This window comes from uncultured Campylobacter sp. (assembly GCF_937980635.1).
Taxonomy (GTDB): domain Bacteria; phylum Campylobacterota; class Campylobacteria; order Campylobacterales; family Campylobacteraceae; genus Campylobacter_B.
In genome coordinates this window covers 155,711-181,488 of sequence record NZ_CALJPG010000021.1, presented here as the reverse complement: position 1 = coordinate 181,488, position 25,778 = coordinate 155,711, and the positions used below count along the sequence as shown (strand labels likewise).

Here is a 25,778-nt window from a genome sequence, read left to right as displayed (position 1 = left end):
GGAGCCAGCAATGCAGCGATCTTGCCGCCGAAACTATGCCCCATTATTGCTGCGGGTTGCTTGCCGAAAGCTGCGATAAAGGCGCGCATAATCTCCGCGTAACCCTCGCTGCCAAGGGCGCGCGCGGGCTGCGAGCTGGCGCCAAATCCCGGCAGATCGACGCACACTATCGCGTAACGGCGGAATTTGTCCGCAAAAACCCTAGACATAAGCGCCTTGTTTGCGCCCCAACCGTGCAGTACCAAAATATATTGCTCGCGCTGTAGGTTTGAAATTTCGTAGCTGATTTTGTAGCTCTCGCCTCCGCAGACGAGCTCCTTACTCGCCACCGCCGCTCCTTTTAGCGTAAACGGCTTTGAGCAGCTCGACTGCCTTTTCGAGCCGCTCAAACTCGCTCATACTGATCATCACGGCTTCGAATTTGTTGTTTTTGACGATCAGGGCTTTTTTGATCTCTTGGTTTTTGATCTTGTTTAAAACGGTGCTGAAGTTGCGCACGATCTCGGTAGCGGTGTAAATTTCGTCTTGATTTATCATAACTCGACCTTTTAGAGTAAAATTTTACGCAAAATTTAGCGTAAAATTTTAAACGATTGGCTACTTATTAGCGGTGATTTTGGTGATCAGCTCGTAGCTTACAGGGATCTGTCTCATCGGCGGCAGCGACGAAGCAAGAGCTGCTAAGACCTCGGAGAAATCATCAAATAGGTAGTTTGCGAGGCTACCAGGATTTGGATTTATCTCGTTTAGATAAATTTCGCCCTCTTTTTCAAAAAAATCGCAGCGAATGAGCGCGCCATCGAATGATCCTGCGTTATAAAGCCGCGTAAAGGCATCTTTCATCTTGCCCTCTAGCAAAGCGCCAGGACGAGCGGGCTCGATCGCGCCACTACGCGAAAAATCCAAATATTTACGATCGAAATTTAAATAGCCCTCTTTTTTCGGCTCTTCGATGTTTGAAAATACGATTTTGCCGTCTATTTTAGCGCCTGCGAGATTGAATTCCTTTACGTTTTCCCAGTACGGCTCTACGATCGCGCTGTCGTCCAGCTCAAAAGCCTGATCCAGCGCATAGCTAAACTCGCTTTCGTTCTTGGCTATAGAAATTCCGATGCTAGAGCCCAAATGAGCGGGCTTAACGATGATCGGAAAATTAAAATTAGGCAGACTAGTACGATTTACGATCTCATACGGCAGGGTTTTTACATTTGCGATTGCAGCTAGGTGCTTGGTTAAAATTTTATTATAACTTAGAACGCTAGCTTCGATGCGAGGTCCGATATAAGGGATGCCAAAAAACTCAAATAGCGCTGCCATTTTGCCATCCTCGCCATCGCAGCCGTGGATTAGATTGATATATGTGCCGACTTCTAGCATGCTTTTGCTAAACATTCCACTCTCAAAAAATCCGCCCGCGCCGATGCTAAGCTCTTTTGCTTTAGCATAGCCACCCTGCTTAAAATATGCCGCGCGCATATTTTTATCCTCGATGCGGTAAAATTTGCGATTTTTATCGCAAAATACAAACTCCAAGTCCCAGCCTTTTAGGGCATTTTTAACGGCAATTGCCGAGATGATACTTACTTCGTGCTCGTAGCTTTGAGCTCCAAAAACTATGCCAAATTTCATTGCTTTCCTTCAAATTTTATTTTCTACGCTAATTTTTTTAACGCCTCTTTAACAAGATCTGACGTATTCGTGCTGCTGCATCCCGCTAAAATTTGATTGATCTTATCGCGCTTAAATCCAAGGCTTTGTAGCGCGGACGCCGCTTCGTTTTTATAAGTCTCGCTAGGACCGAATTCCATTAGCTTCGCATCGCCTAGTTCGGCAATGATCCGTCTAGCGGTCTTTGGGCCGATGCCCGGAACTGAAGTTAGCGTCGCAGCATTCCCCGTAGCTACGCAACGCGCGAAATCCTGCGGAGCGAGCGTCGAACAAACCGCCATTGCCGTGCTTGCACCTACGCCACTAAGTTTGATTAGGGTTTCAAACATCTTTTTTTCACTCTCGTCTAAAAACCCGTACAGCAAATCGGCATCCTCGCGCAGAATTTGTACGCACGCAAGCTCGGTCAGCTTGCCCTGCGTGAGCTTCGCGGAGGTATTTAATGACAATGAAAGAGCGTAGCTCACGCCGCTAGCGCATTTAATGACGCAAGCAGTGGGCTCCTTACGCGTGATAATTCCTTCGATCGCCGCTATCATCTAAGAGCCTTTAAAATTTCGTTTATGCTCTCATTAAGCGCTAAATTTAGAGCATTATAAATGCTTTGCGAGCTGGGATCAGGCACGAAAACGCGCTTAGTGACGATGCCTGATTTTATGCTTTCTAAAGAATTTAAAATTTCATATCCCATCGTGACGGTTGCCTGATCGTTATTGATCTGAAGCGCTACTATACTGGTTTTTAAGCGCAAATCCCGCTCTTTTGGCACAAAGATCGGATTTAGCGAGCAGGTGGAAAATGCCGCATCAAGCAGCGCCTTATATACCATCTCGCTAGGCATCGTGATAAATTTGGCGTCGCTTGCGAACCGCGTTCGGTTTCTAAAATCCACTATTAAAATATCCCGCCTATCGACGAGATCGGTCGCCGTGATGGTGTCGATAAAGATATTTTTGCGCGCACCGCTAGGATTTACGCAGCGCTTTTGATCATAACGCAGCTCGTAGTAGGTGTATGGCTTAGCCTGCTTGGCTAAGCAGCCGCCTAAAAATATCGCTGCTAGCGTCGCAGCAAGCGTAAACTTTATAAAATTTTTCATCTTTATTCCTTTTTATCGTCGCGATCCGCGCCTTTAGAAGTGTCTTTAAAAAAGAAATCGTAAGGATTGTCCTCTAGCCTAAACATCGCGCCTTGGAATTCTCTAAGCGATTTTTTTAGCTCGCCAAGAGTGCTTTTTGCCTCCTCAAGCGTAGGATCCAAGATCGCTTTTAGATTGTACTCGCCGCGATCGATACGCTTAGTGATGATGCCTGCGGTTTTATCCAGTGAATTCGATAGATTGGCAGCACTCACGGCAAAGGCGTTTAGATTGTCTAGCAGCGCGTCTAGTTCTTTCTCGCGCTCGTTTAAATTTGCTATGAGAGTATTTACGTTAGCAAGCAGCGCGTCTAAGCTTTGGAATTTTTTCTCATCACTTAACTCGGCGCTAAATTTATCCATCGAAGATAGAATTCTATCCACTTTATCGGTATTTTGCTTAGACAACAGCCCATTAATCTTAAAGATCATCTCACTCACGCTGTCGGTTATGACTTCAGCTTTAGAGCCGATTTTATCAAGAAGCGTTTTATCCAGCGCAATTATCGGCTTTTTATCATTCGGCGGGAAAAGTTTGCCACTTCCTTTCGTGATATTTATAAACGCGATTCCACTGATGCCTTGAGATTCTACCTTAGCGACGCTATCTTGCGAGATCGGTAGCTTGCTTTTTACCGAAATTTCAATCTCAATAATCGCATTTTCGATATCGGCAAAGTCGATACTTTTAATAATGCCCGCATTTACGCCGATAAATTTAACCTCGGAATTCTCCTTAATGCCTACGGGAAGCTCTTTTGTGTGGATATAGTAGGAGCGGTAGCTCTCGCTGCGGTCGGTCTTAGTAAGCATCCACCACATAAATGCCGTAAGAGCCGCGACGCAGATCATAACAAATGCGCCTACTATCGTGTATGAAGTTCTATTTTCCAATCTTTTCTCCTAATTTCAGAGCGTAAAATTTAAGCCCTGCGATATGCCTTAAAAATAGCCGTTTGGGCTTAAATTTTAAAACTTAGCACTTTCTCAAATAGTCGCAAAATTTGCAGAATCATCTGAGTTTAAATTTTAAAGCTTAGCGTGCATTTTGAAATTTCAAAATATCGTCGCGCCGTATTTTAGCGTAAAATTTTATCGCTCCGGTTTAATTTAACGCCGCTTGCTTGTTAAAATTTTAAAATTTATGCGCTATCCAATAAATGCACCTAAATGCGCCCTTAAATACGACCCGCCTAAATTTTAAAATTTCGATTGAGCCGCTAAGGTCTAAATTTTAAAATTTAAGCCCTGCGGAGCCCGGAATTCCTCGCTAGGTTTAAAATTTAAAATTTTCCCGCCGCTATTTTAAAATTTCAGCTTGCACCTATCTAAATTTTGCCCACCGCGATGCGTATTTCGGCTCGGTAAATTTCAAAGCTCAATCCCTTTGCCGCATCTTAAATAGCTCTTCAAGCGGGTTATTCTTTAGGCTTGAAATTTCTTTGATGCTTCCTTCAAAGGCGATTTTTTGATTATCCACGATCAAAAATCGATCCAAAATGTCAAAGATACTGTCCACATCGTGAGTCACCATCACGACCGTGACGCCGAGGCTGTCTCTAAGCTCGCAAACAAGCCTATCAAGGGCTCTGGCGCTGAGCGGATCAAGCCCCGAGTTTGGCTCGTCCAAAAATAAAATTTCAGGGCTGAGAGCGAGCGCGCGAGCCAGTGCTACGCGCTTTTTCATACCGCCGCTAAGCTCGTTTGGCCTAAGCGCGGCAGCCTCCTTCTTAAGCCCCACCTTCTGGATCCAAAACATCGATAGCTCATCTATCTCGCGCTCGCTAAATTTAGAGTATTCGCGCAGCAGCACGCCTACGTTTTCGAGCACGCTCATCGAGCTGTAAAGTGCGCCGAACTGAAACATCACGCCGCATTTTAGGCGGATCTCATTTTGATCCGCCTCGCTCGCGCCCCAAATATCGCGTCCGAAAATTTTAATCTCGCCGCTTTGCGGGCGCTTTAAGAATATGAGCGTTTTCATCAGCGTCGTTTTTCCGCTGCCGCTGCCGCCTAGGAAGCCGTAAATTTCGCCCTTTCTAACGCTAAAACTCACGCTATCGTGCATAACGCGCGATCCATACGCGGTAGTAACATCGCGCGCGACTATAATTTTAGCGCTTTCGCCGGATTGCACTTGCTCGCTCATAGCCCGATTTCCGAAAACAAAACCGCAAATACCGCGTCGATCGCGATAACCCAAAATATCGCGTTTACGACGCTAATGGTGGTGTATTCGCCGATGCTTTGGGTATTTCCTTTGACCTCAAAACCCCGCATGCAGCCGATGATAGCAATGAATGCCCCGAAAAACGGCGCTTTAATCACACCTACTAAAAAGTGCCTGAGCTCTACAGAAGCCTTAAATCTATCCAAATAATCGCTAAAGGCTATGTCTAAATACGCGTCACACACGATCATCTGAGCAAAAATACTTACCGAATCTGCGATAAAAATGACTAGCGGCATGATTAGTACCATCGCGATAATGCGCGGCATCGCAAGAAAATAAAACGGATCAAAGCCCATCGTCCTCATCGCATCGATCTCTTCGGTGATCTTCATCACGCCGATCTGCGCCGTAAAGCTAGAAGCCGAGCGACCCGCGATAACGATAGCGGCGATTAGAGGCGCTACCTCGCGAAGCGTCAAAGCGCCCATTATATCGATGATATAGATGCTGGCGCCAAATTTAGAAAGCATATCCGAACCAATGTAAGCAAGCACGATACCTATCAAAAATGCCGTCAATGAGACGATGAAAAGCGCGTCTATGCCGCTATCTTTGATAAAATTTACGGTTTCTTTGAAGCGAAATTTCATCGGATGAATTATAAAAGCCACGAGTTTGGAGAAAAACTCACCCAAAAAGCTAGCAAGGCTTAGCAAGCCTAAAATTCCAAGATGGCAATAAAGTCCGATCTGCGCTAAAAAATTTAGCCTGCGAGATTCGGGTACGTAGCTAAAATCGATCGTTTTATCATCCATAAAGCTTAGAATTTTGGCGGCTTTGCTGCTATCCTCCACAAGGCTAACTCGCTTGCCGGCAAGGGCGTTTTTGATCATCAGCGCCATGAAATAGTCTAAATTTGAAATTTCGCTTAAGCTTAGCTCCAGCTCGTTTAGATTTTTTACCGCTTTTTTTAGTGCAAGCAGCTGCGAGCGCGAGCTTTTGTAGTTCCACTGCCCGCGTAGCGATAAGGTGTTTTTCCCGCCCGAGCTTTCGAGCGAAAAGGCTAAATTCCGCAAAAATTTCTCTCCAAAATCAAAAAATAGGGGAAATTATAATATAATCAACCTTGGCATTTTATAAAATTTAATGGAGATTTATGCTCAGAGGCTTTTTTACAAATAGCGCAGGCACGCTGGTTTCGCGAGTTTTGGGCTTCGTGCGCGACCTGCTTACCGCATCGGTTTTGGGCGCGGGAATTTACAGCGATCTGTTTTTCGTAGCGTTTAAACTGCCTAATCTTTTTCGCAGGCTCTTCGGCGAAGGAGCCTTTACGCAAGCGTTTTTGCCAAGCTTTACCGCCGCGCGTAAAAAAGGAATTTTTGCCGCAGCGGTGCTTATTAAATTTAGCATTTTTATCGCGCTTTTAACGGCGCTCGTGCTGCTTGCCGCACCCGTTTTTACCAAAGTTTTGGCATACGGATTTAGCGCCGAGCAGATCGGTCTTGCGGTGCCGTACGTGCGGATAAATTTTTTCTACCTTACGTTTATCTTCGTCGTTACGCTCTTTGCTTCGCTGCTTCAGTATCGCGACCACTTCGCTACGACGGCGTTTTCGACCGCGCTTTTAAATTTATCGATGATCGCGGCGCTTCTGCTAGCTCGCGGCAAAGACGGCGCTACGGCGGTGCTCTATCTTAGCTTCGGCGTCGTAGCGGGCGGGCTTTTACAGCTTGCGGTGCACGTTTATGCGCTGAAGTTTACCGGCATGCTGCGCGTCTTGGCTGGCGGCTTTGCGCGGCTTGCACGGGGTGATAAAGCGCAAACGCAGGGCTTTTATAAAAATTTTTTCGCAGGCGTACTCGGTGCGTCGGCGCTTCAGCTAAGCTCGTTTATAGATACCTTTTTTGCGAGTTTCCTTGCTAGCGGCAGTATCAGCTATCTTTACTACGCCAACCGCATATTTCAGCTGCCGCTCGCGCTTTTTGCGATCGCGCTTAGCACGGCGATCTTTCCGCGCATGAGCAAATTCGTAAAAGCTCACGACGACGCGCAGGCTCTGGCGCTTGTCGAGCGCGGATTTTACTTCCTTTTGGCGCTGCTCGGGCTCTCTGCGATAGGCGGCGTGATGCTGCGAAACGAGATCACGCAGCTGCTGTTTGAGCGCGGAGAATTTACCCGTCAAAATTCCATCGAATGCGCCGCGGTTCTCGGCGCGTATATGGTGGGGCTCGTGCCGTTTGGGCTGTCTAGAATTTTTTCGCACTGGCTGTATGCGAATATGAAACAGAAGCTAAGCGCGAAGATTTCGATCTGGTGCGTCTTTATAAACGTCGCTTTGTGCGCGCTGTTTTTTAAACCCTTCGGAGCCGTGGGGCTTGCGTTTGCAAGCACGATAACGGGGGCGTTTCTGCTCGGCTTTAACCTCTATTTTTTTGGATTTAATAACTTTTTAGCTATAATCCGCGCAAAAAAAATTATTGCGATCGCGGCGCTTTGTGCGGGCGAAGCGGCGATTTTATACATTTTAAAAGGCTTGTATTATGGTGATTTATGATAGTTTGAGCAAAAAGAAGCTCCCTTTTAAGCCCATTAGCGAGGGGCTGGCGCGCATTTACGCCTGCGGTCCGACCGTCTATGACGACGCGCATTTGGGGCACGCAAAGAGCGCCGTGAGCTTCGATCTGCTGCGCCGCGTGCTGCAAGCGGAGGGCTATGAGGTTAAATTTGCGCGAAATTTTACCGACATCGACGATAAAATTTTAAAAAAGATGGCGCAGAGCGGCAAAAGTCTGGAGGAGATCACAGAATTTTATACTCGCAGATATTTGCAGGATATGAGTGCGCTAAACGTCGCGGACGCAAGCATTTCGCCCAAGGCAACCGAAAATATCGCCGCGATCTGCGAGCTCATATCCTCGCTTCTTCAAAAAGGCTTTGCCTACGAGATCGCAGGCGACGGCATCTATTTCGACACGCGCAAGGACGGGGATTATCTAAGTCTTAGCGGTAAAAAAGAGGGTGCCGGCAAAAACATCGCCCGCGTCGCCTCAAACGATGCCAAGCACGACGAGAAGGACTTCGTGCTGTGGAAATTTGACGAGAACTGGTTTGATAGCCCATTTGGCAAAGGGCGCCCGGGCTGGCACAGCGAGTGCGTCGCGATGATTTTGGCGCACCTTGATAGCGGCGATCCGAAATTTTGCATCGACATTCACGCAGGCGGTGCCGATCTGCTCTTCCCACATCACGAAAACGAAGCCGCGCAGTGCCGCTGCGCCCGCCATAGAGCGCTAAGCAAATACTGGCTTCACAACGGCTTCGTGCAGGTAAATAACGAAAAAATGAGCAAGAGCCTCGGCAACTCGTTTTTTGTAGGAGACGCCCTAAAAATCGCACCCGGCGAGGCGCTAAGATTTTATCTCTTAAGCTCGCATTATAGGGCAAATTTTAATTATTCGATAGCCGATCTGCTTGCGAGTAAAAAGAGGCTAGATAAAATTTACCGCCTTAAAAAGCGCGTCCGTGACGTTTTAGTTCCCGCTGCAGGGCAAAATTTCGCGTCCGAGCTGCCTGCTGCGGAGGTTAAATTTAGATCGGAGATGATGGAGTTTTTAAGCGACGATCTCAATACTTCAGGCGCGCTTGCGGTGCTTGATAGCTTCGTGGCAAGCGCGAACGAAGCGCTAGATCGCGCGCCAAAAGATAAGGCGCTAAAGGCTATAATCGCCGCAAATTTGGAGTTTGCAAAGCAGACGCTCGGAATTTTATATGAGGATGAGACCGAATACTTTCGCTTTGGCGTGAGCGAGAAGCAAAGAGCGCAGATAGAGGAGCTGATCAAACAGCGCGCGCAGGCGAAGGCTGAAAAGGACTTTGCGAGTGCAGACGCCATCAGGGCGCGCCTTACGGATATGAAGATCGAAGTGATGGATACGGCTAGTGGCACCGTTTGGGAGGTAGTAGCAGAATAAAACGTAAAATTTAGCGTAAAATTTTACATTAAATTTTGTGATTTTTACGATGCGAAGCGTAAATCAGGATGCTAATCCGCGCGAAAATTTCAGTGCGATTTTTATCTGAAGCATTGCTATGCCGCGGCGCGATTTTATTTATTGATAAGGTGCAGGAGCGATGTGTGACGTGACGCGGCGACAGAAGCGCGAGGTGGATAGCGATTTTCATTCGTCGGCGCGGCTGATACGGCGGCGCGATATAGCGCGGCAAAATGAAGTAACGCTACGGCTCGTCTGCGCGTATTTACCGCGTTTTATCGGCAATGGACGATGCGGCGGCGTGATATAGCGCGGTACAGCGGCAACGCTATGTGTCTGCTTGTGCGTAAATTTCAGTGTGATTTTTTATGGCAATTGGCGATGCAGAGTTGTGCCGCAGCGCAGTAAAAAGCAGCACTGCCGCGTCTTGTGCGTAAATTTTAACGCGACTAGGTGCAGTGGAATGCGCTGCGGCGACGCGCAAATTTCGGCGCGATTTTATTCGGCGATATTGTACGCGGGTGCGCGCAGCAACGAAAGTCACAATTTCATTTGGCGATACGGCTGATGCAACGGCAAAACCACAAGGCAGGCCGCGATTTTTATTCGGTAGCGCAGTGATGCAAAAGAGCAATGCAGCGCGGCGATGCGAAGCCGCGATAAACGCGATGTATAACGATACGGCATTTTGTAGCGCTTTATATCGCCTCAAAGCGTTCGGCGTTTTAAAAATGGCTTGCGAAAGCGAAAGATCGCGATAAATAAAAACTCGCTTGCTTTAAGCGCTTAACGCTTTAAAAGCAGCAAATAAAAAAGCTGAATCTCGGCGTCGTCCGCACGGTCGCCGCATGCGAGTGAGTTGATTTAGCGAGCTTGCGAAGCGCAAATTAGTCCCGCGCCGCCCCATAAATTTTGTGCTGCCTCGCGGTCGAAATTCTAAAATTTAAGGAATTTTGGAATTGCATAAATTTTGAAATTTCAAGAATTTTGGGATTTCATAAATTTCATAAATTTTAGAATTATAAATTTTAAAAATTTTATAAAAAAGGATTGTATTTGAACGGTTTTAAAACTTTACTATCGCGCTTTAAGCCCTATTTTAGGGATTACAAGCCGCAGTTTGCATTGGCGATTTTGGGTATGGTGATGACGAGTGTGGCGACTGCTGCGAGCGCGAAGCTGGTCGAGCCCGTTTTAAATAAAATTTTCGTCGAAAAAAACGAGCCGTATCTCTATACGCTTCCGATCGCGATCATCGTGGTTTTTGCGATGAAAAGCGGCGGCGCGTTTATGCAAAACTACTTCACCGCTTTCATCGGTCAAGACACGGTGCGCCGCTTCCGCGACAGGCTCGTTGCGAGCCTCGTGCGGCTGGACGTGGATTTTTTCAACCGTTTCCGCACGGGTGAGCTCATCAGCCGCACAATCAACGACATAGAGCGTATCCGCGTCGTGGTTTCAAACATGATCCCCGATTTTTTCACGCAGATCATTACGATTTTGGGGCTTTTGGGCGTCGTGATCTATCAGAGCCCAAAGCTTTCGTTTTTCGCGCTCGTGGTCTTTCCGTGCGCGATATATCCGCTCTCGCGCCTTGCAAAGCGGATGAAAAAAATTTCACGCGAATCTCAAGAGAAAACCTCCGATATCTCCTCGGCGCTCAGTCAAATTTACTCCAACATCGAAATCGTCAAGGCAAGCAACGCCGAGAGCTTTGAAGTGGAGAAATTTAACGCCGAAAACAAGAAATTTTTCAGTCTAAATTTAAAGGCGGTCGTAACGACGTGTCTGGTAAGCCCGATCATGGAGATGCTAGGCGCCGTGGGTATCGCCGTGGTGATCATCGTCGGAGGACAGGAGGTCATCGCGGGCCAGATGAGCATCGGCAGCTTTTTCAGCTTCCTTACGGCACTTTTTATGGTTTACACTCCGATAAAAAAGGTCTCATCGCTCTACAACAACATGCAAGACGCCATCGCGGCGAGCGAGCGGACGTTCGAGCTCATAGATTTGGAGCCTACGATCGTCGGAGGCGGAAAGCAGATGGGCGAGATAGGCTCGGTGAGCTTTTGCGACGTATCGCTAAACTACGGCGACAAGGCGGCGCTGAAAGATATAAGCTTTGGCGTCAAAAAGGGCGAAATTTTAGCGCTCGTCGGAAACAGCGGCGGCGGCAAAAGCTCGGTCGTGAACCTTCTGATGCGCTTTTACGACGCAAGTAGCGGTAAAATTTTATTCAACGGCAACGACGAGATCGGCGAGTTTAGCATCCCCAGCCTGCGCGAAAATATCGGCCTCGTAAGCCAGCGCGTCTATATTTTCAACGACACGATCGCGCAAAACGTAAGCTACGGCGCGGAATTTAACGAGCAGCGCGTCATTGAAGCGCTGAAGCTCGCCAACGCCTATGAGTTCGCAAGCTCGATGAAGGATGGAATTTACACCGTGCTTAGCGAGTTCGGCGCAAATCTTAGCGGCGGGCAGCGCCAGCGTATCGCCATCGCGCGCGCGCTGTATAAGGATCCGCAAATTTTAATATTCGACGAGGCGACTTCGGCGCTGGATAACGCAAGCGAAAAGGAGATCTCAAACGTCATCGAAAAGATCAAACAAAGCAAAATCGTCTTTGTAATCGCCCACCGCCTCTCCACGATCGAGCGCGCCGATAATATCGCCGTGATGAAAAACGGACGCATCCTCGCCATCGGCACCGACGCGAAGCTAACGGGCGAATGCGAGGAGTATCGCGGCCTAAAGGGGATAATGCAAAACAGCTAGAGCTTTAAAATTCTGCGCCTTTTGCGCCCGGTTTTGCTCTACGAAATTTTAAAATTTTATCTTTGAAGCAAGCCGCATAAATTTATCCGCAAAGATTGAAATTTTGCCTTGAAATTTTGCTGCGCGCGGGAATTTAGCAGCTCGCCGCTTTGGCTGCAGGGCTTTTTAATAAAGCTCGTCTCTTTGGTGCGACGAGGCACGGCTGCCGGAGCTTTAACTTTTGGATTAAAATTTTATCTTAAAATTTCAGCGCTTCGTTGCGAGCCGCCTCTAAATTTAAACGCTCGCGCCGTTTTAAAACCGCTGCGGTAAAATTTTATCGCGCGCTGGGCTTTTCGGCGCGCTACCTGCACTTGATCTTCGGCATCTGCGATAAAATTTTGGCTTTATTTTCCTTTATAAATTTTCCCATCTTTTTGAAATCCCTATCCGAATCGAAATTTTTCAAATATTTTTTACATAAAAACCGAGCTTTAATCAATAAAAGGCTACAATAACGCCAAATTTAATTCCAAGGGAAAGTCATTGTTTGAATCCATGCGCGCAGCACGCTCGCTAAGCCCCCTATTTCTGGGGATTTTCTTTATGTTTATCGGCGACGCGCTAGTCATCGCAAGCGCGGGCATCATGCTAAAAGAATCCGGCCACAGCGAGCTTGAGATCGGACTAATTTCGGCGTTTTTCTTTTTAGGTGCGATCTTTAGCGGCTTTTTCGTGCCTTCGATAATCGGCGCGCTCTCGTACGTGCGGGCATACGCGGTCTTTACGGCGCTTTTCGGAATTGCTGCAATGCTGCACGATCTTGGCTCAAACCTCGTGTATTGGGCGATTTTGCGCTTTATTTTGGGCTTTTGCTACTACGCGCTTTTGATGATAATCGAAAGCTGGATCAACTCAAAGATCACAAACTCCATCCGCTCCCGCGTGCTGGCGATCTACGAAGCGGTTTTTTACGGCGCGTTTGCGATAGGAGTTATAATTTTGGCGCTAAATTTCGGAACGATGAAGGTCTTCGTGCTAAGCGCATTTTTCATCATCCTAGCACTACTGCCGGTAAATTTAATCCGCTTCAACCCTCCCAGAGTTCCCGCTCGCATGCGAGTTTCGATGCCGCAAATTTCGATCGTGCCGCCGCTTGCGTTTGCGACGGTGGTTTGCGCGGGCATTTTGATTAACGGCTTTTTTTCGATGGCGAGCGTTTTCGTGCTAAGCGCAGGGCTTGGAGTGGGCTCAGTGGGTGCATTTATGGGATCGGCGATGGCAGGAGGTTTCTTAGCGCAGCTCGTCTGCGGTACTATTTCAGATAAGTTTGGTCGCAAACGCGCCATAATGATAGTTTGCGTCGTGGGTCTTACTTCCTGCGCGGCGCTATTTTTTGCTAAAAGCTTCATCCTAACGTGCGCACTTGCGTTGATGTTAGGATTTGGCGCCTTTCCTTTGTATTCGCTCGCCATCGCGCGCGCAAACGACTCCATCACCGGCGAGGGCGCCTCTCGCGTGCAAATTTCGGCGGCGATGCTTTTTATCTATTCGAGCGCGTCTCTCTGCTCGCCTTTGATCATCGGCGCGATGATGAAATTTTTGGGCGCAAACGGCTTTATCTGGGTGTTTTTCGCAGCGATGAGCTTTTTATTTATATTTGCTATCTTTCGCCCCGAGATCGCGCCTAAAAGATAGCGACCGGGGTTTAAATTTTTTCGTAGATCAAAAATTTATAATAAAACGCCGCGATTGCGAACATAAAGCCCATGCCGAAGGTGATTTGCGAAAGCGAAAATCCAAGCTCGAAAAAAAATCCGATCGCAGCCGACACGAGCGTCGCGACGATGAAATACGCCATGTCGTTGTAGGCGATAACGCGCCCGAAAAACTCCCTGTCGACGTGGCTTTGCAGCTGCGTAAAAGAATACGACCACACCGTCGTGATGAAAAATCCCGCCGCGATCATGCCCGCAAACGAAAGCCAGTAGTTAATCTCCAGCACCGCCCACAGCGCGATGCCCGTAAACTGACCCAGCAATAGCCAAAAAAACGTATGTTTATTCACGATTTTGCTTAGCCATATCTGCCCGAAAAATGCAGCCGCCGAGCGCGACATATTCATAAGCCCGATGACTAGCGAGGCGCTTAAAATTTCTTTGTATTTATACTTCGCAAGAAGCGCGATGAGATTATCGTAGGTGGTGACGGCGACGAAGGCGTGAAGGACGATGAGATGCACCACCAAAGGATGCGAGCGCAGGTAAGAAAAGCCCTCCTTTAGCATCTTAAACACCGACTCACGCGTATTTTGCGCGAGGTCTTTAAAATTTAGCCGCAGTAGGATAAAAAACGAAAAAACATATAAACAAAAATCCAAAATAAATGCCGCTCGCACGCCGAAATAGTGGATAAAAATACCCGCGCTCGCCATACCGAAAGTATATGTGATCGTCCAAATAATGCCCGTCATCTCGTTAGCAAGCTTGAGATAGGGGCGGCTTAGAAATTTCGGCAGCGTAGATGATTCGGTTTGAAAAAACAGCGTGCCTGCGACACTGCGCACGACCACGATCAAAAGCAGCAGCCACAAATAATCCAAACTATCGATAAAAATCAGCATGAAAATACTGATCATCTCGGTTATAAACATCGCCGTCATCAGAGGCTTTGGTTGAAATTTATCCACGATGATGCCGTTGATGGGCGCTAAAAAAACGTTCGGCACGAATGAAACGACGCCCACTGCCGTAATCGCCCATACCGGCGCGCCAAGCTCAATCAGCAGCGTAGCGACCCCAACGACCGAAAACCACAAACCGAACATACATATAAAACCCGCCGAAAAGAGCAGTCGGTAGTTGCGTGAATGGCGAAGCAGCACTATGTATCTGATCATAAAATTTTATCCCGTAAATTAATTATAAAAAATTTTAAGCGATTGTATCACGGCGCGCCTTAAAAGCCAAAATAAGCTAAAAATGCTATAATTGCGAAATTTTAATTCAGGAGTGAAAATGGAAGGGTTCGTAACTACGGTAATAGTATTTTGCGTCCTCATCGCGGCAATTCTAAAGATGGGGGTCAAGATCGTCTCGCAATCGGAAATTTTAATCATCGAGCGGCTGGGTCGCTTTCACAAAGTGCTCGACGGCGGCTTTCACATCATCGTGCCGTTTTTTGACGCGGTGCGCGCGAAGATGAGCGTGCGCGAGCAGCTCGTGGACATCAGCAAGCAGCAGGTCATCACCAAAGATAATGTCAACATAAGCGTCGACGGTATCGTGTTTTTGAAGGTCATCGACGGCAAGATGGCGCTTTACAACGTCGAGGATTATCGCCGCGCGATTTCAAATTTAGCGATGACGACGCTACGTAGCGCGATCGGCGAGATGAGCTTAGACAACACGCTTAGCTCGCGCGATCAGCTAAATTCCAAGCTACAAATCGCTCTAGGCGACGCCGCGGATAACTGGGGCGTAAAGATCATGCGCGTGGAGATTTCTGAAATTTCGGTACCGCACGGCATCGAAGAGGCGATGAATATGCAGATGAAGGCCGAGCGCGAAAAGCGCGCGATCGAGCTTAAAGCCGAGGCTGAAAAAGCGGCCCTCATCCGAAACGCCGAAGCGCTAAAGCAGGAGAAGGTGCTTGAAGCCGAGGCGATCGAGCGTATGGCGGATGCGAAAAAATATGAGCAGATCGCGCTTGCGCAAGGTCAAAAAGACGCGATGGACAATATAAATTTAGCGATGAGCGCTTCCAGCTTCGCGGCGGAATACCTGCTCGCGCAGGGTCGCGTAAACGCTTTCAGCGAGCTGTCCAAAAACCCGAGCAAGGATAAAATTTTGATCCCTTACGAAACGAGCGAGCTTCTAGGCTCTCTTAGCGTGCTTAAAGAATTCCTCGGCAAAAACGGCGCGAAGGAGCTCAAATGAACGCGCTGATTTTTATCATAATCGGCGTGATTTTGGCGATCGTCGAGCTTTTGGTGATGGATTTTACCTTTATATTTTTTAGCGCCGGATTTTTTATCACGGGGCTTTTGAGCTTCGGCTTTCATCTTGATTGGGACGTGCAAATTCTACTTTCGTTCGTGCTCTCTTTCGTGCTTCTGATCACATTTAAAAAGCCGCTAAAATCACGCTTTTTCAAACCAGAAGAGAAGCATAAGGATAATTTTTTAGACGAAAGCGGCACCGGCACCGTCAAAAACGGCATGGTCTATTTCAAAGGCACGTTTTGGAAAAGCGATGAAATTTCAAATCTTAACGAGGGCGACCGCGTCGAAATTTTAGGCGTAAAAAACGGCCAGATCGTGCTTAAAAAAGATAGCAGTCGAAATTCCAGCAGCGCAGACGGCGTAAATTTAAATAACGGCGACGCAAATTTAGGCGGCGCGGACAGTACGAGCGCCGACGATAAAAGCTCTAACGCCGCCGCTAGCAAAGACGCGCAAAGCTCTGGCGCTAAAGAAGAAGCGCCCGTAGACCCGAAAGAGGCGTAGAGTGAGCGCTAAAACCGCACCGAAAAAAACGATCAACAGCAAAGATGAAATTTTAAAATTTTTATCGTCGCAGAAAAAGAGGCTTTTTGCGGTTGGCGTTACCGAGCTAGGGCTTTTCGGCAGCTACGCTAAGGGCAGCGCCGACGCGTTTTCAGACATCGACATCGCGATCGAAACCGACGGAGCAAAAATGGTAAAAAATCTAGGAAGCCCTTTTTCGGCGCTGGTTTTTTTAGACGATTTTAAAAAAAAGCTATCCAGTAAATTTAATGCAAATGTCGATCTGTGCGATACTACCTCTTTAAGTCGCGAAGAAAAAATGAAGCTTTTGCAAGGAGCGATTTATGTTTGAAAAATCAAGCGTAGAGCGGTTAAAAAAGATATCTGATAAAATTTCATCCATCCTAAATAAATGCGAGGGCGGCGTAGCGCAGGCGCTTGCAGACGAGGACGTTTTGCAGCCTGCGATAATGATGCAGTTCATCAATATCCACGCCCTGCTAAAGGGGCTACAAGAAAGCAACGATTTGCAGGCTTTGGCGATCTTTAGTAAAGATGAAACAAGAGCTATCAACGCCATCAGAAATATCGCTTCGCACGAATACGAACGGCTAAATTTTGAGCTGATAGAGATAGCCATCAAGGACTATCTACCGACGCTAAATCAAAAAATTATTGACGCACTAAAGCCGTATCGCAAAGGCAAATCGGAAGGATAAATTTGAAAAGACTAAGTATAGACGAAGCTATAAATTTAATAGAGCACGCCGATCTAAACGAGCTTGGGCGCGCGGCGTTTGCGCGCAAGCGCGAGCTGCACCCGGGCCGCGTAACGACCTTCATCATCGATCGAAACATAAACTACACCAACGCCTGCATGGTGGATTGCAAATTTTGCGCATTTTACCGTCACGCAAGCGACGCTGATGCCTACGTGCTGAGCTTTGAGCAGATTAGCGAAAAGATTGAGGAGCTCATCGCCGTGGGCGGCACGCAAATTTTATTTCAAGGCGGCGTCCATCCGAAGCTAAAAATCGAATGGTACGAAGATCTGGTGGAGTTCATCCACAAAAATTATCCGAGTATCACGATCCACGGCTTCTCGGCGATCGAGATCGATTATATCGCGCGCCTTAGCGGCATCAGCACGCTTGAAGTGCTTCGCAGGCTGCAAGCCAAGGGGCTCTACTCGATGCCCGGAGCCGGAGCCGAAATTTTAAGCGACCGCGTGCGAGAGCTAGTAGCGCCGCGCAAAAGCGACAGCGCCACGTGGCTTAGAGTTCACGAGGAGGCGCACGGCATCGGCATGAAAACGACTGCCACGATGATGTTCGGCACGCTGGAAAGCACGCGCGAGATCGTAGAGCACTGGGATAAAATCCGCGAGCTGCAAGACCGCACGGGCGGCTTTCGAGCGTTCATTTTATGGAGCTTCCAGGGGCAAAACACCCGCCTTTTGCGCGAGCATCCAGAGATCAAAAAGCAAAGCCCGAACCGCTACCTGCGCCTGCTCGCCGTCTCGCGGCTATTTTTGGATAATTTCAAAAACATCCAAAGCAGCTGGGTCACGCAGGGCAGCTACATCGGGCAGTTGGCGCTGAAATTCGGCGCGAACGATCTTGGAAGCACGATGATGGAGGAAAACGTCGTAAAGGCCGCGGGCGCGAGCTTTCGGATGAGCAAGGACGAGATGATAGCGCTGATCCGCGACGTAGGCGAAATACCCGCCAAGCGCAACACCAACTACAATATTTTGGAGACGTACGCTTAGGTGCGGGCTTTTGCGCATCTGCAGCAGGAATTTATGCGCTTACGGGGCGAATTTAGCGGCAAATTTGGCTTAAAACTGATGGCTAATTTTTGCGATCGCGAGCGTGGAATTTTGCAACGGAATTTAAAATTTTGGTATCAGTACGGAGGTTAAATTTATAGGCACGAGCGGAATTTGCGCAGTAAAATTTCATTTTGCTGCGGAATTTCGCCTTAAAATTTTTCGGACGCGAAATTCTACGCCGAAAGATCAACGCGGCGGAGACGGCACATGAGAGGCATCTCGTGAAGGCGCTTGCCGCGTTTGCGGCGAAAACATATTGCGGGTTTCGATACGCCGCAGAGCTGTATGTTTGGCAGTGGTAATGCACCCCGTTTAGGCGCGGATATTTCGTTTTAGACCGCAAATGCGCTGCGATAATTTCGCCTCATAGTTGGAATGCGCGGCGACGTGCCGTTTGGGGCGCTGAAATTTTATAAAAATGCGGCGCGATTAAATTTAAAATTTTTAAGCAGGACGGGCAAAACTGCTCTAGCGCGAAATTTTAGAAGCGAGTTTTGAACAAAATTTTTGAAAACTCGTTTTAGCGAAATTTTAAAAGCGAGCCCGGCGTAAATTTCAAAAGCAATGCGCTTGGCTGCGCCAAAATTTTAAAACCGCTCTCGCAAGAACGATGAAATTTAAAAATTTTATAAAGGAAAACGATGGAAAAAAAAGAGATTTCACTTAAGACCAAAGGCGGCAAGAGCGCTAAAATCGACTTTTTGTATCAGTTCGACGACTCGCTGCCGGTGGCGAGCTTCAAGTTAATTTTTAAAGCAAGCGGCGCGGTGAGCGAGAAGACCCTGGGCCTTGCGCGCATCTGCGCGGGCGTTTTGGGCGAGGGCTCAAAGACGCTGGGAGTGAGCGAATTTCACCGCAAGCTCGATATCCGCGCGGTCGAGATCAGCGCCGCGAGCAATTTTGAGACCTTCGGCATCCAGCTAAACTGCCTAAAAGAGCACTTCGATTTCGGCTTAGACATGCTGCGAGAGCTGCTTAAAGAGCCCAATCTAACGCCCTCGGTGCTGGAAAAGCTAAAAATGCAAACCATAGGCGAGATCGCCGTGCTAAAAAGCGAGTTTGATTACATCGCGACGTGCAACCTAAAAGCGCTTCTGTATCCGCGCACGAGGCTCGAGCGGCCGCTCATAGGCGACGAGGCGAGCATAGAGCGGATCACGATGAAGGACGTGCGGGAGTTTTTCGCCTCGCTGAGTTTAGAGAATTTATACGTCGTTTTATGCGGCGACGTGAGCGATAAAAACCCGAAAATCGTAGAAATTTTAAGCCTCTTTTCAAGCGGCAAAAAGCGCGAGCTGCCGTTTTTCACGCCGAGCGATGCGAAAAAGATAAAGATCCAAAAGGAGCAGACGCAGCAAGCCTACATCTACTTCGGCGCGCCCTTTGCGTTGCCGAAGGAGCAGGAGTTCATCGCAAACACCGCGCTTTTCGTGCTCGGAAGCAGCGGTTTCGGCAGCAGGCTGATGGAGCGTATCCGCGTTAAGCACGGGCTTGCGTACTCGGTCTATGCGCGCGGCGATTTCGAGCTTAGCCACCGCGAGTTTTGGGGCTATCTACAAACCAAAAACGAAAATTTACAAAACGCCGCCGCACTCGTAAAAGAGGAGATCGCAAAATTTATCGCCTCGGGCGTGAGCGAAGCGGAGCTAAAAAGCGCTAAAAAATTCCTGATCGGAAGCGCCGTGCTACAAAAAGAGACGATGTTTAAGCGCGCGGCGATCGCGCAGAGCGAGTATTACAAGGGCTATGCATTCGGCGAGTTCGAGCGAAATTTAAAGCGCATCGAGACGCTAAAGCTTGGAGCGCTCAACGATTTCATCAAGTCGCACGACGAGATCATGAACTTAAGCTTTTCCGTCATTTGCGACGAGGCCGCCGCGAAAAAGGGGCTTGAAATTTAGCCCGTCGCGGCGCGTATCCGCGATCGGCGTAAAATTTGAGCAAATTCTAAATTTATAAAGCGGCGCGAACGATATTAAGGCGCGAATGGTGCTAAATTTTACTTTTTCGCTCCGTTTGCGGACGGCTTGCGTTTAAATTTAAAATCGCGGTCAAGTCTGCGTGCTTCGTACGGCGCGGCAAATTCAAAGAAAATTTGCGGGCGCGCCGACGTGGAGCAAAATTTATGCGCGATCTTCGTGTCGTAACCCAGGCATACGGCCTCTATGCGAGCAGATTTTAAAATTTGCGCGCGGCGGACAAATCGCTATTTGCTCGCAAGCAGATCGCTGCCGTTTTGCGCCGTACCGGCGGTTTGGATGAGCTCTTTCAGCTTGCAAGCCGCCCGATTAAATTTTAAAACTGCACTCGCGAAGCGCAATCGTTAGCAAGAAGCGCGACGTGCGGCTTGGCAGCGCAAGACATGGCTTGCGGCGAGGAGAACTTACGCGGCGTGTAGAATTCGGATAGCTTCTGGCGGCGGGAAATTTTAAAGGCACCGTGCGCGGCTCGGTAAAATTTTAGCGCGCAAAATATAAAGCTCGATTTCGCACGTCGTTTGTAAGCCGCGCCGTGAAATTCAAAACGCGCGCTCGATTAAAGCTCGTGCCGAAGCCTTAGATTTCAAACTGCGCCGTGAAATTTAAAAGCCGCGTTAGGATACTGCTCATGTCCGCGAACCGCACGGCGAAATTTAAAGTCGCGACTTGGGCTTTCACGAGCGGCGCCAAGTCCATGTTCGCAAATCGCACCGTGAAATTTCAAGTGCTCGCGCTCTGTTTTAAAACCCGGTGCGCGCCGCAAAGGTACGGCTGCCAAACAAAACAACGCGCAGGGCGAGTAAAATTTGCAGGCGAAGCCGACGAGTAAATTTGCCGCAATAGCGAAATTTCGGCCAAATTTAAGCAATTGTTCGATGCGGCGCGTAAAATTTCGATCAAATTTAGGTGGGCGATTTCGCTTCGGCGCATAAAATTTCGTAGCGCAATGGCTTAATGCCTATAAAATTAAAGGATGAAAATTGATTTTTGAAGCAAAAGACGCGGCGGCACTGCAAAAGGCAGGCATCACGACGCTTTTGGATCTGGCGCTGCTTCTGCCCAAAAGCTTCGACGATCTGAGCGTGGGGGATGCGCCGTGCGCGGGCGAGAGCACGGCGGAGGTCGAGTGCCTCTTCCAACACAGGCGCGGCTCGATGCTCATCGTCACGGCGCACTGCCTCAGCTGGGAACGCGAGATCAAAATCGTGATCTTCAACGCCAAAAACTGGCACTTCGGCGCCTTTAAGCGCGGCAAAAAATTTTTCATCCACGGCAAATGCGACGAAAGCTTCGGCTCGTGGCAGTTCGTAAACCCAAAAATCGTAAGCGAGCCAGGCAAGATCGCACCCAAATATAAAGCCGCACTGAGCGACGCGGCAGCGCAAAAGCTGATCAAAAAATATCTAAGCGCGGATGCGCTTTTAGCCTGCGGACTGCGCGCGGACGAGGCGGCGGTATTGCTTGCGCTACACGAGAGCTCGCCGCGCAGCGTACGAATGCTAGCCGCGCTAAATAGGCAGCTCAAGGGGGACGGCGCGGAAAATTTCGGCGAGCGCGACGACATTTCAAACAGCGGCATAATTCCGAGCGGCAGTGAAATTTTAAATGGCGAAATTTCAAACAGCGACAAAATTTTAAATGGCGACGGAATTTCAGATAACGGCGAAATTCCAGGCTCGCAAAGCTTCGCCGCCGAAATTTTAAAGGACGGATCGCAAAATGATGAAATTTTTAGGGGCAAAGTTTCAGTCCATCCGCAAAATGGCGGAGTTCTTGCCTGCGAGACAAAGCGCGACACAGCGAATGAAATTTTAAGCGGCGAAATTCCAAAGGTTGCGGAGACCTCGCTCCTCCCAAGCCTTCGTGACGGCGAGATTGCGAGCGATAAAATTTTAGATGTCGAAGGGCGCCAAGCGCACGATGCAGAGATTTATAACGACGAAAATTTTAGCGTTCAAAGCGGCACTGATTTTCTTGCCGCATACGGCGCCGAAGCGCGCGAAGATGAAATTTCAGACCATCTTAAAGACAATAATGACGCTGTGGCGAGCGGCGATAAAATTTCAAACGACCTAGCATCCATCACCCAAACAGCGGCACGGTCAGCAGACGCTCAAGCTATGACCGCACAACCCATGCTAGAGCATATCGTGACTGAGCAGTCCATAGCCGCCCAACAAAATTCAAGCACCCAAGACGTAGATACGCAATCCGCGACCACCCAAACTCAAGACGTAGGTAGGCAACCCGCAGCGATTCAAACTTCAGACGTTCGAATCGCAGATTTGCAACCCGTAACCCCCCAAACTCAAGAGGTAAGTGGAAAACCTACGGCAATCCAAACTTCAAGCCGAGTAGTGAGCGCGCAAGCCGCGACTACCCAAACTTTGAGCGCGCAAGCTACGAGCGTGCAGCCTGTATGCAATCAAACCGAAAATTTTCAGACGGTAATAGCTGCGCAGACCGCAACCGCAAAGCCCACGATCGCTCAAAATGCAAGCGATGCCGAGGCTGTTCAAGACGCGCTCGCCGCACCGATGAGCGCATTGCGCGATTGTGCCGTGCAACCTACGCATTATCAAACCAAAACTATCCAGACCGCAGCCGCCCAAGCTACGACCGCCATACCTACAATCGCTCAAATTGCAAGCGACGCTGGAACTGTCCATGCCGCCGAGGCCGTCCGAGCCGCAGCCGTCACGCAGATGAGTGGTGCTGTGATTTTACGCACGCTGAAATTTGTAGAAATTCTAAACTACCTGCAAAAGCTAAGCGCGAAAAAAACAAGTTTCCCGGCGCAAATTTACCCGCTACACGACATTTCGGACTGGCTCGTTTCGCTTCCTTTTGAGCCTACGCGCGATCAGCTAAGCGCGATAAAGGACATCGCTAGCGATCTGCAAAGCCCTCTGGCGCGCCGCCGCGTCGTCATGGGCGACGTAGGCAGCGGCAAGACGCTCGTGATCCTCGCGAGCGCGGCGATGAACTATCCGCGCATCAGCTATCTGATGGCGCCTACGAGCATATTGGCGGAGCAAATTTACGCCGAGGCGCGCCGTCTGCTGCCGCCGCGGATCAAAGTCCTGCTCGTAAAAAGCGGCGATCGCGAGCCGAATTTCGCAGGCGCGCACCTTGTCATCGGCACTCACGCCCTGCTCTACCACGAGCTCGCGCCGTCAAATCTCATAATGGTCGATGAGCAGCACCGCTTCGGCTCCAACCAGCGCGAAAAGATCGCGCGCCTCACCGAAAACGGCGAGTTTCGAGCGCATTTCATTCAGTTTAGCGCCACGCCGATACCGCGCACGCTGAGCATGATCCAGTCCGAACTCGTGAGCTTTAGCTTTTTAAAACAGCTGCCGTTTGAAAAGCAGATCAAAACCAAAATCCTGCAAAACGACGGATTTGCGGGCTTTATGCAGGATCTGCGCCGCGAGCTTGCCGCGGGCAATCAAGCGATCATCGTCTATCCGCTAGTGCAGCAAAGCGAGAGCTCGGTCTATCAAAGCCTTGAGGAGGCGGCGCCGTTTTGGAAGGCTCAGTTTGCGGACGTGATGATTACTCACGGCAGCGACAAGGACAAGGAGGAGATCCTGCGCCGCTTCCGAGACGAGGGGCGACTGCTGATAACCACGACGATCGTCGAAGTGGGCATTTCGCTGCCGCGGCTTAGCGTCATTTTAATCGTGGGCGCCGAGCGGATGGGGCTTGCGTCGCTTCATCAGCTGCGCGGGCGCGTCGGGCGCAAGGGCCAGGCGGGGCGCTGCTACCTATACACCAAGCTCAAATCCCCGCCGCAGCGCCTGCGCGAGTTCGCAGCGACGCTGGATGGATTTAAGGTCGCAAATATCGATCTGAAAAACCGCCAGGGAGGCGATCTACTGGGCGGCTCGGTGCAGCACGGCGCGATGTTTGCGTGGTATGATTACGAAGAGGACGTGACGGCTGCGGCAAAGCAGCGACTAAAGGACATAGGACGAGGCGCGTGAAATTCTACGAGATGCGATAGAATTTAAACGTAATTTAGTCGCGGCAAAATTTTACGAAGCGAATGTAATTATGAGGTAACGGGCGATCTGATATAAAATTTGAAATTTCACGGCGCAGATTGCATCGGATAAAATTTAGAGCTTTACCAAGCGTCGTTTGCTTTTAATTTCTAAAATTTATGCAACTTAAAGTCCAAAAAAAGGAGAGCAAAATGGCTTACGTGACCTACGACAAGGCAAAATGGCACTGGGGCGCGAAAAACGCGCCGACTGACATTCCGCAGGAAAACGGCGCGACGCACATAGCGTTTTTCTTTCGCTGGTGCATGGAGCGCAAGCTCTATTCCAAGGACTTCGCGGCGGATTTCGCGGACGATATAGCAAAGATGGTCGATAGCTTTGATTATCGTCAGTATTTTTTCGACGCCATGGACGGCGTGCTAAGCAGCGACGAGCTAAACACCGCTGGTAAGGCCTTTGCAAATGCCTACTACACCACGGACCGCACGAAATTTGCCAAAACGCACGGCTGGTATTTGCAAGATTACGACGATTTCGTCGCGCGCAAATTCGGCGATAAAAACTTCGACAACGCCTATTTTTACATAGAAAACTCGCCGCAAAATTACGCCGAGATCAAAGAGATCATCGATCGCCGCTACGAGGAATTCTTGAGCTTCAAGGCGGCGAAGTAGAAATTTTACCGCCGAGCTTAGCCGGTTTAAAATAGACGCCTAAGCCGAAACGGCGCGTGATCTGCGCCGCGGTAAAATTTAAAATTTTATGCAATGCGTTAAATTTTGCGTAGCGCTTTAAATTTACATAGCATGGCGCGAGCTGGCGCGACACATCGCAAATTAAATTTTAAAATCAAACCGCTTCGCAGTGCGAGATACATTAAACTCATGCGGTGCGCGGCGATAGCAGGCTTGCAAACGACCTGTCTTTCGGTTGCGCGAGCAGACGCCTCGGACGCGAGATATGTTATAATTTTGCGAAATTTTAAAATTTACGCTAAAGGAGCGAAGATGAACGAGAGGGTGCCGACATATTTAGCAAACAACGTATTTAACGTAACTTGGGACGATTATCTAAATGCCCAAATCAGATCCGGCGCGGGCGGCGAATATTTTGAAATTTATTATTTCGGCGAGCTTTTTCGCGGCGAAGCTTTGCCGAACGATTATATCGCCGATTTTTACGACGAGGACGAGCTCGTGCCGTGCAAGCTCATAGCCAAATGCGTAAAAACCGGCGAGGAAATTTTACTTTTTGACGGCGCCGCGCACGGCTACAACGCGATGTTTTGCGACGAGCTTGACGCAGAAAAAGTAGCCCGCCGCGAGCTAGCGAAATTTAACCTACCGCCGTGCAAAATCCGCTTAAAATTCGGCTATAGCACCCTCTACGACGACGAAATGGACGAATACGAAACGGACGAGAGCGGCAGAGTCCTACTGATAAACGGCGGGACCGCCTCGTGGGATGAGGTTAAAGCAAACGGCTTTGATTATATTGCCGTAAGCTGCGAGGACGAAGCGGGCAAGGTTACGGAGATCCTTTCGCTCGAGCTTGCATAGGCGATTGAAATTTAGCGACCTTTGAGGTTTGCCTTTTTATCCGTACTTTGCCGAATTTAATTTATCATGAAGCGTATTTTATTTTGCGGTGCGCGATGCAAATAAGCAGAACCGATACAAAACCGCGAGCGGCAGGGCTTAAAATTTAGGAAAATTTAACTA

The 25,778-nt window shown here is 48.9% G+C and carries 22 protein-coding genes; 13 read left to right on the top strand and 9 right to left on the bottom strand.

The features are described from left to right. From Q0460_RS05655 to Q0460_RS05620, 8 genes are all read right to left on the bottom strand, one after another. The coding region (locus Q0460_RS05655) for an alpha/beta fold hydrolase (protein WP_299085763.1) at nt 1-329 on the bottom strand (329 nt) is incomplete at its 3' end. Beyond that, nucleotides 319-537, bottom strand: coding sequence for a type II toxin-antitoxin system Phd/YefM family antitoxin (locus Q0460_RS05650; RefSeq protein WP_177389042.1), 219 nt, complete (start codon nt 535-537; stop codon nt 319-321). The genes Q0460_RS05655 and Q0460_RS05650, both read right to left, overlap by 11 nt. Nucleotides 538-597: 60 nt before the next feature. Continuing rightward, entirely contained in the window at nt 598-1,629 is a 1,032-nt protein-coding gene (locus Q0460_RS05645) for a D-alanine--D-alanine ligase (protein ID WP_297881318.1), read from the bottom strand. Between the two features lie 23 nt (nt 1,630-1,652). Next, entirely contained in the window at nt 1,653-2,207 is a 555-nt protein-coding gene (gene ruvA, locus Q0460_RS05640; RefSeq protein ID WP_299085761.1) for a Holliday junction branch migration protein RuvA, read from the bottom strand. After that, complete coding sequence (locus tag Q0460_RS05635; RefSeq protein WP_005870378.1) at nt 2,204-2,767, bottom strand: hypothetical protein; 564 nt, start codon at nt 2,765-2,767, stop codon at nt 2,204-2,206. Before Q0460_RS05635 ends, ruvA begins: the two co-directional genes overlap by 4 nt. Nucleotides 2,768-2,769: 2 nt before the next feature. Next, nucleotides 2,770-3,699: an MlaD family protein gene (locus Q0460_RS05630; RefSeq protein ID WP_299085759.1), complete on the bottom strand. Its 930-nt coding sequence runs from the start codon at nt 3,697-3,699 to the stop codon at nt 2,770-2,772. A 484-nt stretch (nt 3,700-4,183) separates the two neighbouring features. Next, complete coding sequence (locus Q0460_RS05625; protein ID WP_299085757.1) at nt 4,184-4,954, bottom strand: ABC transporter ATP-binding protein; 771 nt, start codon at nt 4,952-4,954, stop codon at nt 4,184-4,186. Beyond that, nucleotides 4,951-6,054, bottom strand: a complete 1,104-nt coding sequence (locus tag Q0460_RS05620) for an ABC transporter permease (protein ID WP_299085755.1) — start codon at nt 6,052-6,054, stop codon at nt 4,951-4,953. The genes Q0460_RS05625 and Q0460_RS05620 overlap by 4 nt, the downstream gene beginning before the upstream one ends. 80 nt (nt 6,055-6,134) lie before the next feature. On the opposite strand from Q0460_RS05620, the gene murJ reads away from it, so the two are divergent. The 4 genes from murJ (at nt 6,135) to Q0460_RS05600 (ending at nt 13,425) form a co-directional block, all read left to right on the top strand. Continuing rightward, a complete protein-coding gene (gene murJ / locus Q0460_RS05615) occupies nt 6,135-7,532 on the top strand; it encodes a murein biosynthesis integral membrane protein MurJ (protein WP_299085753.1) in 1,398 nt (465 codons plus the stop codon). Then, on the top strand, nt 7,519-8,949 hold the full coding sequence (cysS, locus tag Q0460_RS05610; RefSeq protein ID WP_299085751.1) for a cysteine--tRNA ligase: 1,431 nt from the start codon (nt 7,519-7,521) through the stop codon (nt 8,947-8,949). Before murJ ends, cysS begins: the two co-directional genes overlap by 14 nt. A gap of 1,077 nt (nt 8,950-10,026) precedes the next feature. After that, nucleotides 10,027-11,748 carry an ABC transporter ATP-binding protein gene (locus Q0460_RS05605; RefSeq protein WP_299085748.1) on the top strand — a complete coding sequence of 574 codons (1,722 nt, stop codon included), beginning with the start codon at nt 10,027-10,029 and terminating at the stop codon, nt 11,746-11,748. Nucleotides 11,749-12,273: 525 nt separating this feature from the next. Next, the gene (locus tag Q0460_RS05600) at nt 12,274-13,425 is read left to right on the top strand and encodes an MFS transporter (protein ID WP_295152293.1); all 1,152 of its coding nucleotides are present in this window, start codon (nt 12,274-12,276) and stop codon (nt 13,423-13,425) included. Between the two features lie 10 nt (nt 13,426-13,435). Here the strand turns inward: Q0460_RS05600 and Q0460_RS05595 are convergent, their stop codons facing one another. Beyond that, on the bottom strand, nt 13,436-14,626 hold the full coding sequence (locus Q0460_RS05595; RefSeq protein ID WP_299085746.1) for an MFS transporter: 1,191 nt from the start codon (nt 14,624-14,626) through the stop codon (nt 13,436-13,438). Between the two features lie 118 nt (nt 14,627-14,744). Between Q0460_RS05595 and Q0460_RS05590 the strand changes: the two genes are divergently transcribed. From Q0460_RS05590 to Q0460_RS05550, 9 genes are all read left to right on the top strand, one after another. After that, a complete protein-coding gene (locus Q0460_RS05590) occupies nt 14,745-15,665 on the top strand; it encodes a stomatin-like protein (RefSeq protein WP_299085744.1) in 921 nt (306 codons plus the stop codon). Continuing rightward, entirely contained in the window at nt 15,662-16,234 is a 573-nt protein-coding gene (locus Q0460_RS05585) for an NfeD family protein (RefSeq protein ID WP_299085741.1), read from the top strand. The genes Q0460_RS05590 and Q0460_RS05585 overlap by 4 nt, the downstream gene beginning before the upstream one ends. Before the next feature lies 1 nt (nt 16,235). Then, the gene (locus Q0460_RS05580) at nt 16,236-16,586 is read left to right on the top strand and encodes a nucleotidyltransferase family protein (RefSeq protein ID WP_299085739.1); all 351 of its coding nucleotides are present in this window, start codon (nt 16,236-16,238) and stop codon (nt 16,584-16,586) included. Beyond that, nucleotides 16,579-16,953: a 2-isopropylmalate synthase gene (locus Q0460_RS05575; protein WP_299085737.1), complete on the top strand. Its 375-nt coding sequence runs from the start codon at nt 16,579-16,581 to the stop codon at nt 16,951-16,953. Before Q0460_RS05580 ends, Q0460_RS05575 begins: the two co-directional genes overlap by 8 nt. A 2-nt stretch (nt 16,954-16,955) precedes the next feature. Continuing rightward, nucleotides 16,956-18,005: a dehypoxanthine futalosine cyclase gene (locus tag Q0460_RS05570; protein WP_299085735.1), complete on the top strand. Its 1,050-nt coding sequence runs from the start codon at nt 16,956-16,958 to the stop codon at nt 18,003-18,005. A 704-nt stretch (nt 18,006-18,709) separates the two neighbouring features. Next, nucleotides 18,710-19,969, top strand: a complete 1,260-nt coding sequence (locus Q0460_RS05565) for a pitrilysin family protein (protein WP_299085733.1) — start codon at nt 18,710-18,712, stop codon at nt 19,967-19,969. Nucleotides 19,970-22,752: 2,783 nt separating this feature from the next. Then, the gene (recG, locus tag Q0460_RS05560) at nt 22,753-24,036 is read left to right on the top strand and encodes an ATP-dependent DNA helicase RecG (RefSeq protein WP_299085780.1); all 1,284 of its coding nucleotides are present in this window, start codon (nt 22,753-22,755) and stop codon (nt 24,034-24,036) included. Between the two features lie 212 nt (nt 24,037-24,248). Continuing rightward, nucleotides 24,249-24,731 (top strand): hypothetical protein, encoded by a 483-nt coding sequence (locus Q0460_RS05555; protein WP_299085731.1) that lies wholly within the window; start codon nt 24,249-24,251, stop codon nt 24,729-24,731. Nucleotides 24,732-25,064: 333 nt separating this feature from the next. Then, nucleotides 25,065-25,616 (top strand): hypothetical protein, encoded by a 552-nt coding sequence (locus Q0460_RS05550; RefSeq protein WP_299085729.1) that lies wholly within the window; start codon nt 25,065-25,067, stop codon nt 25,614-25,616. Nucleotides 25,617-25,778 lie beyond the last annotated feature (162 nt).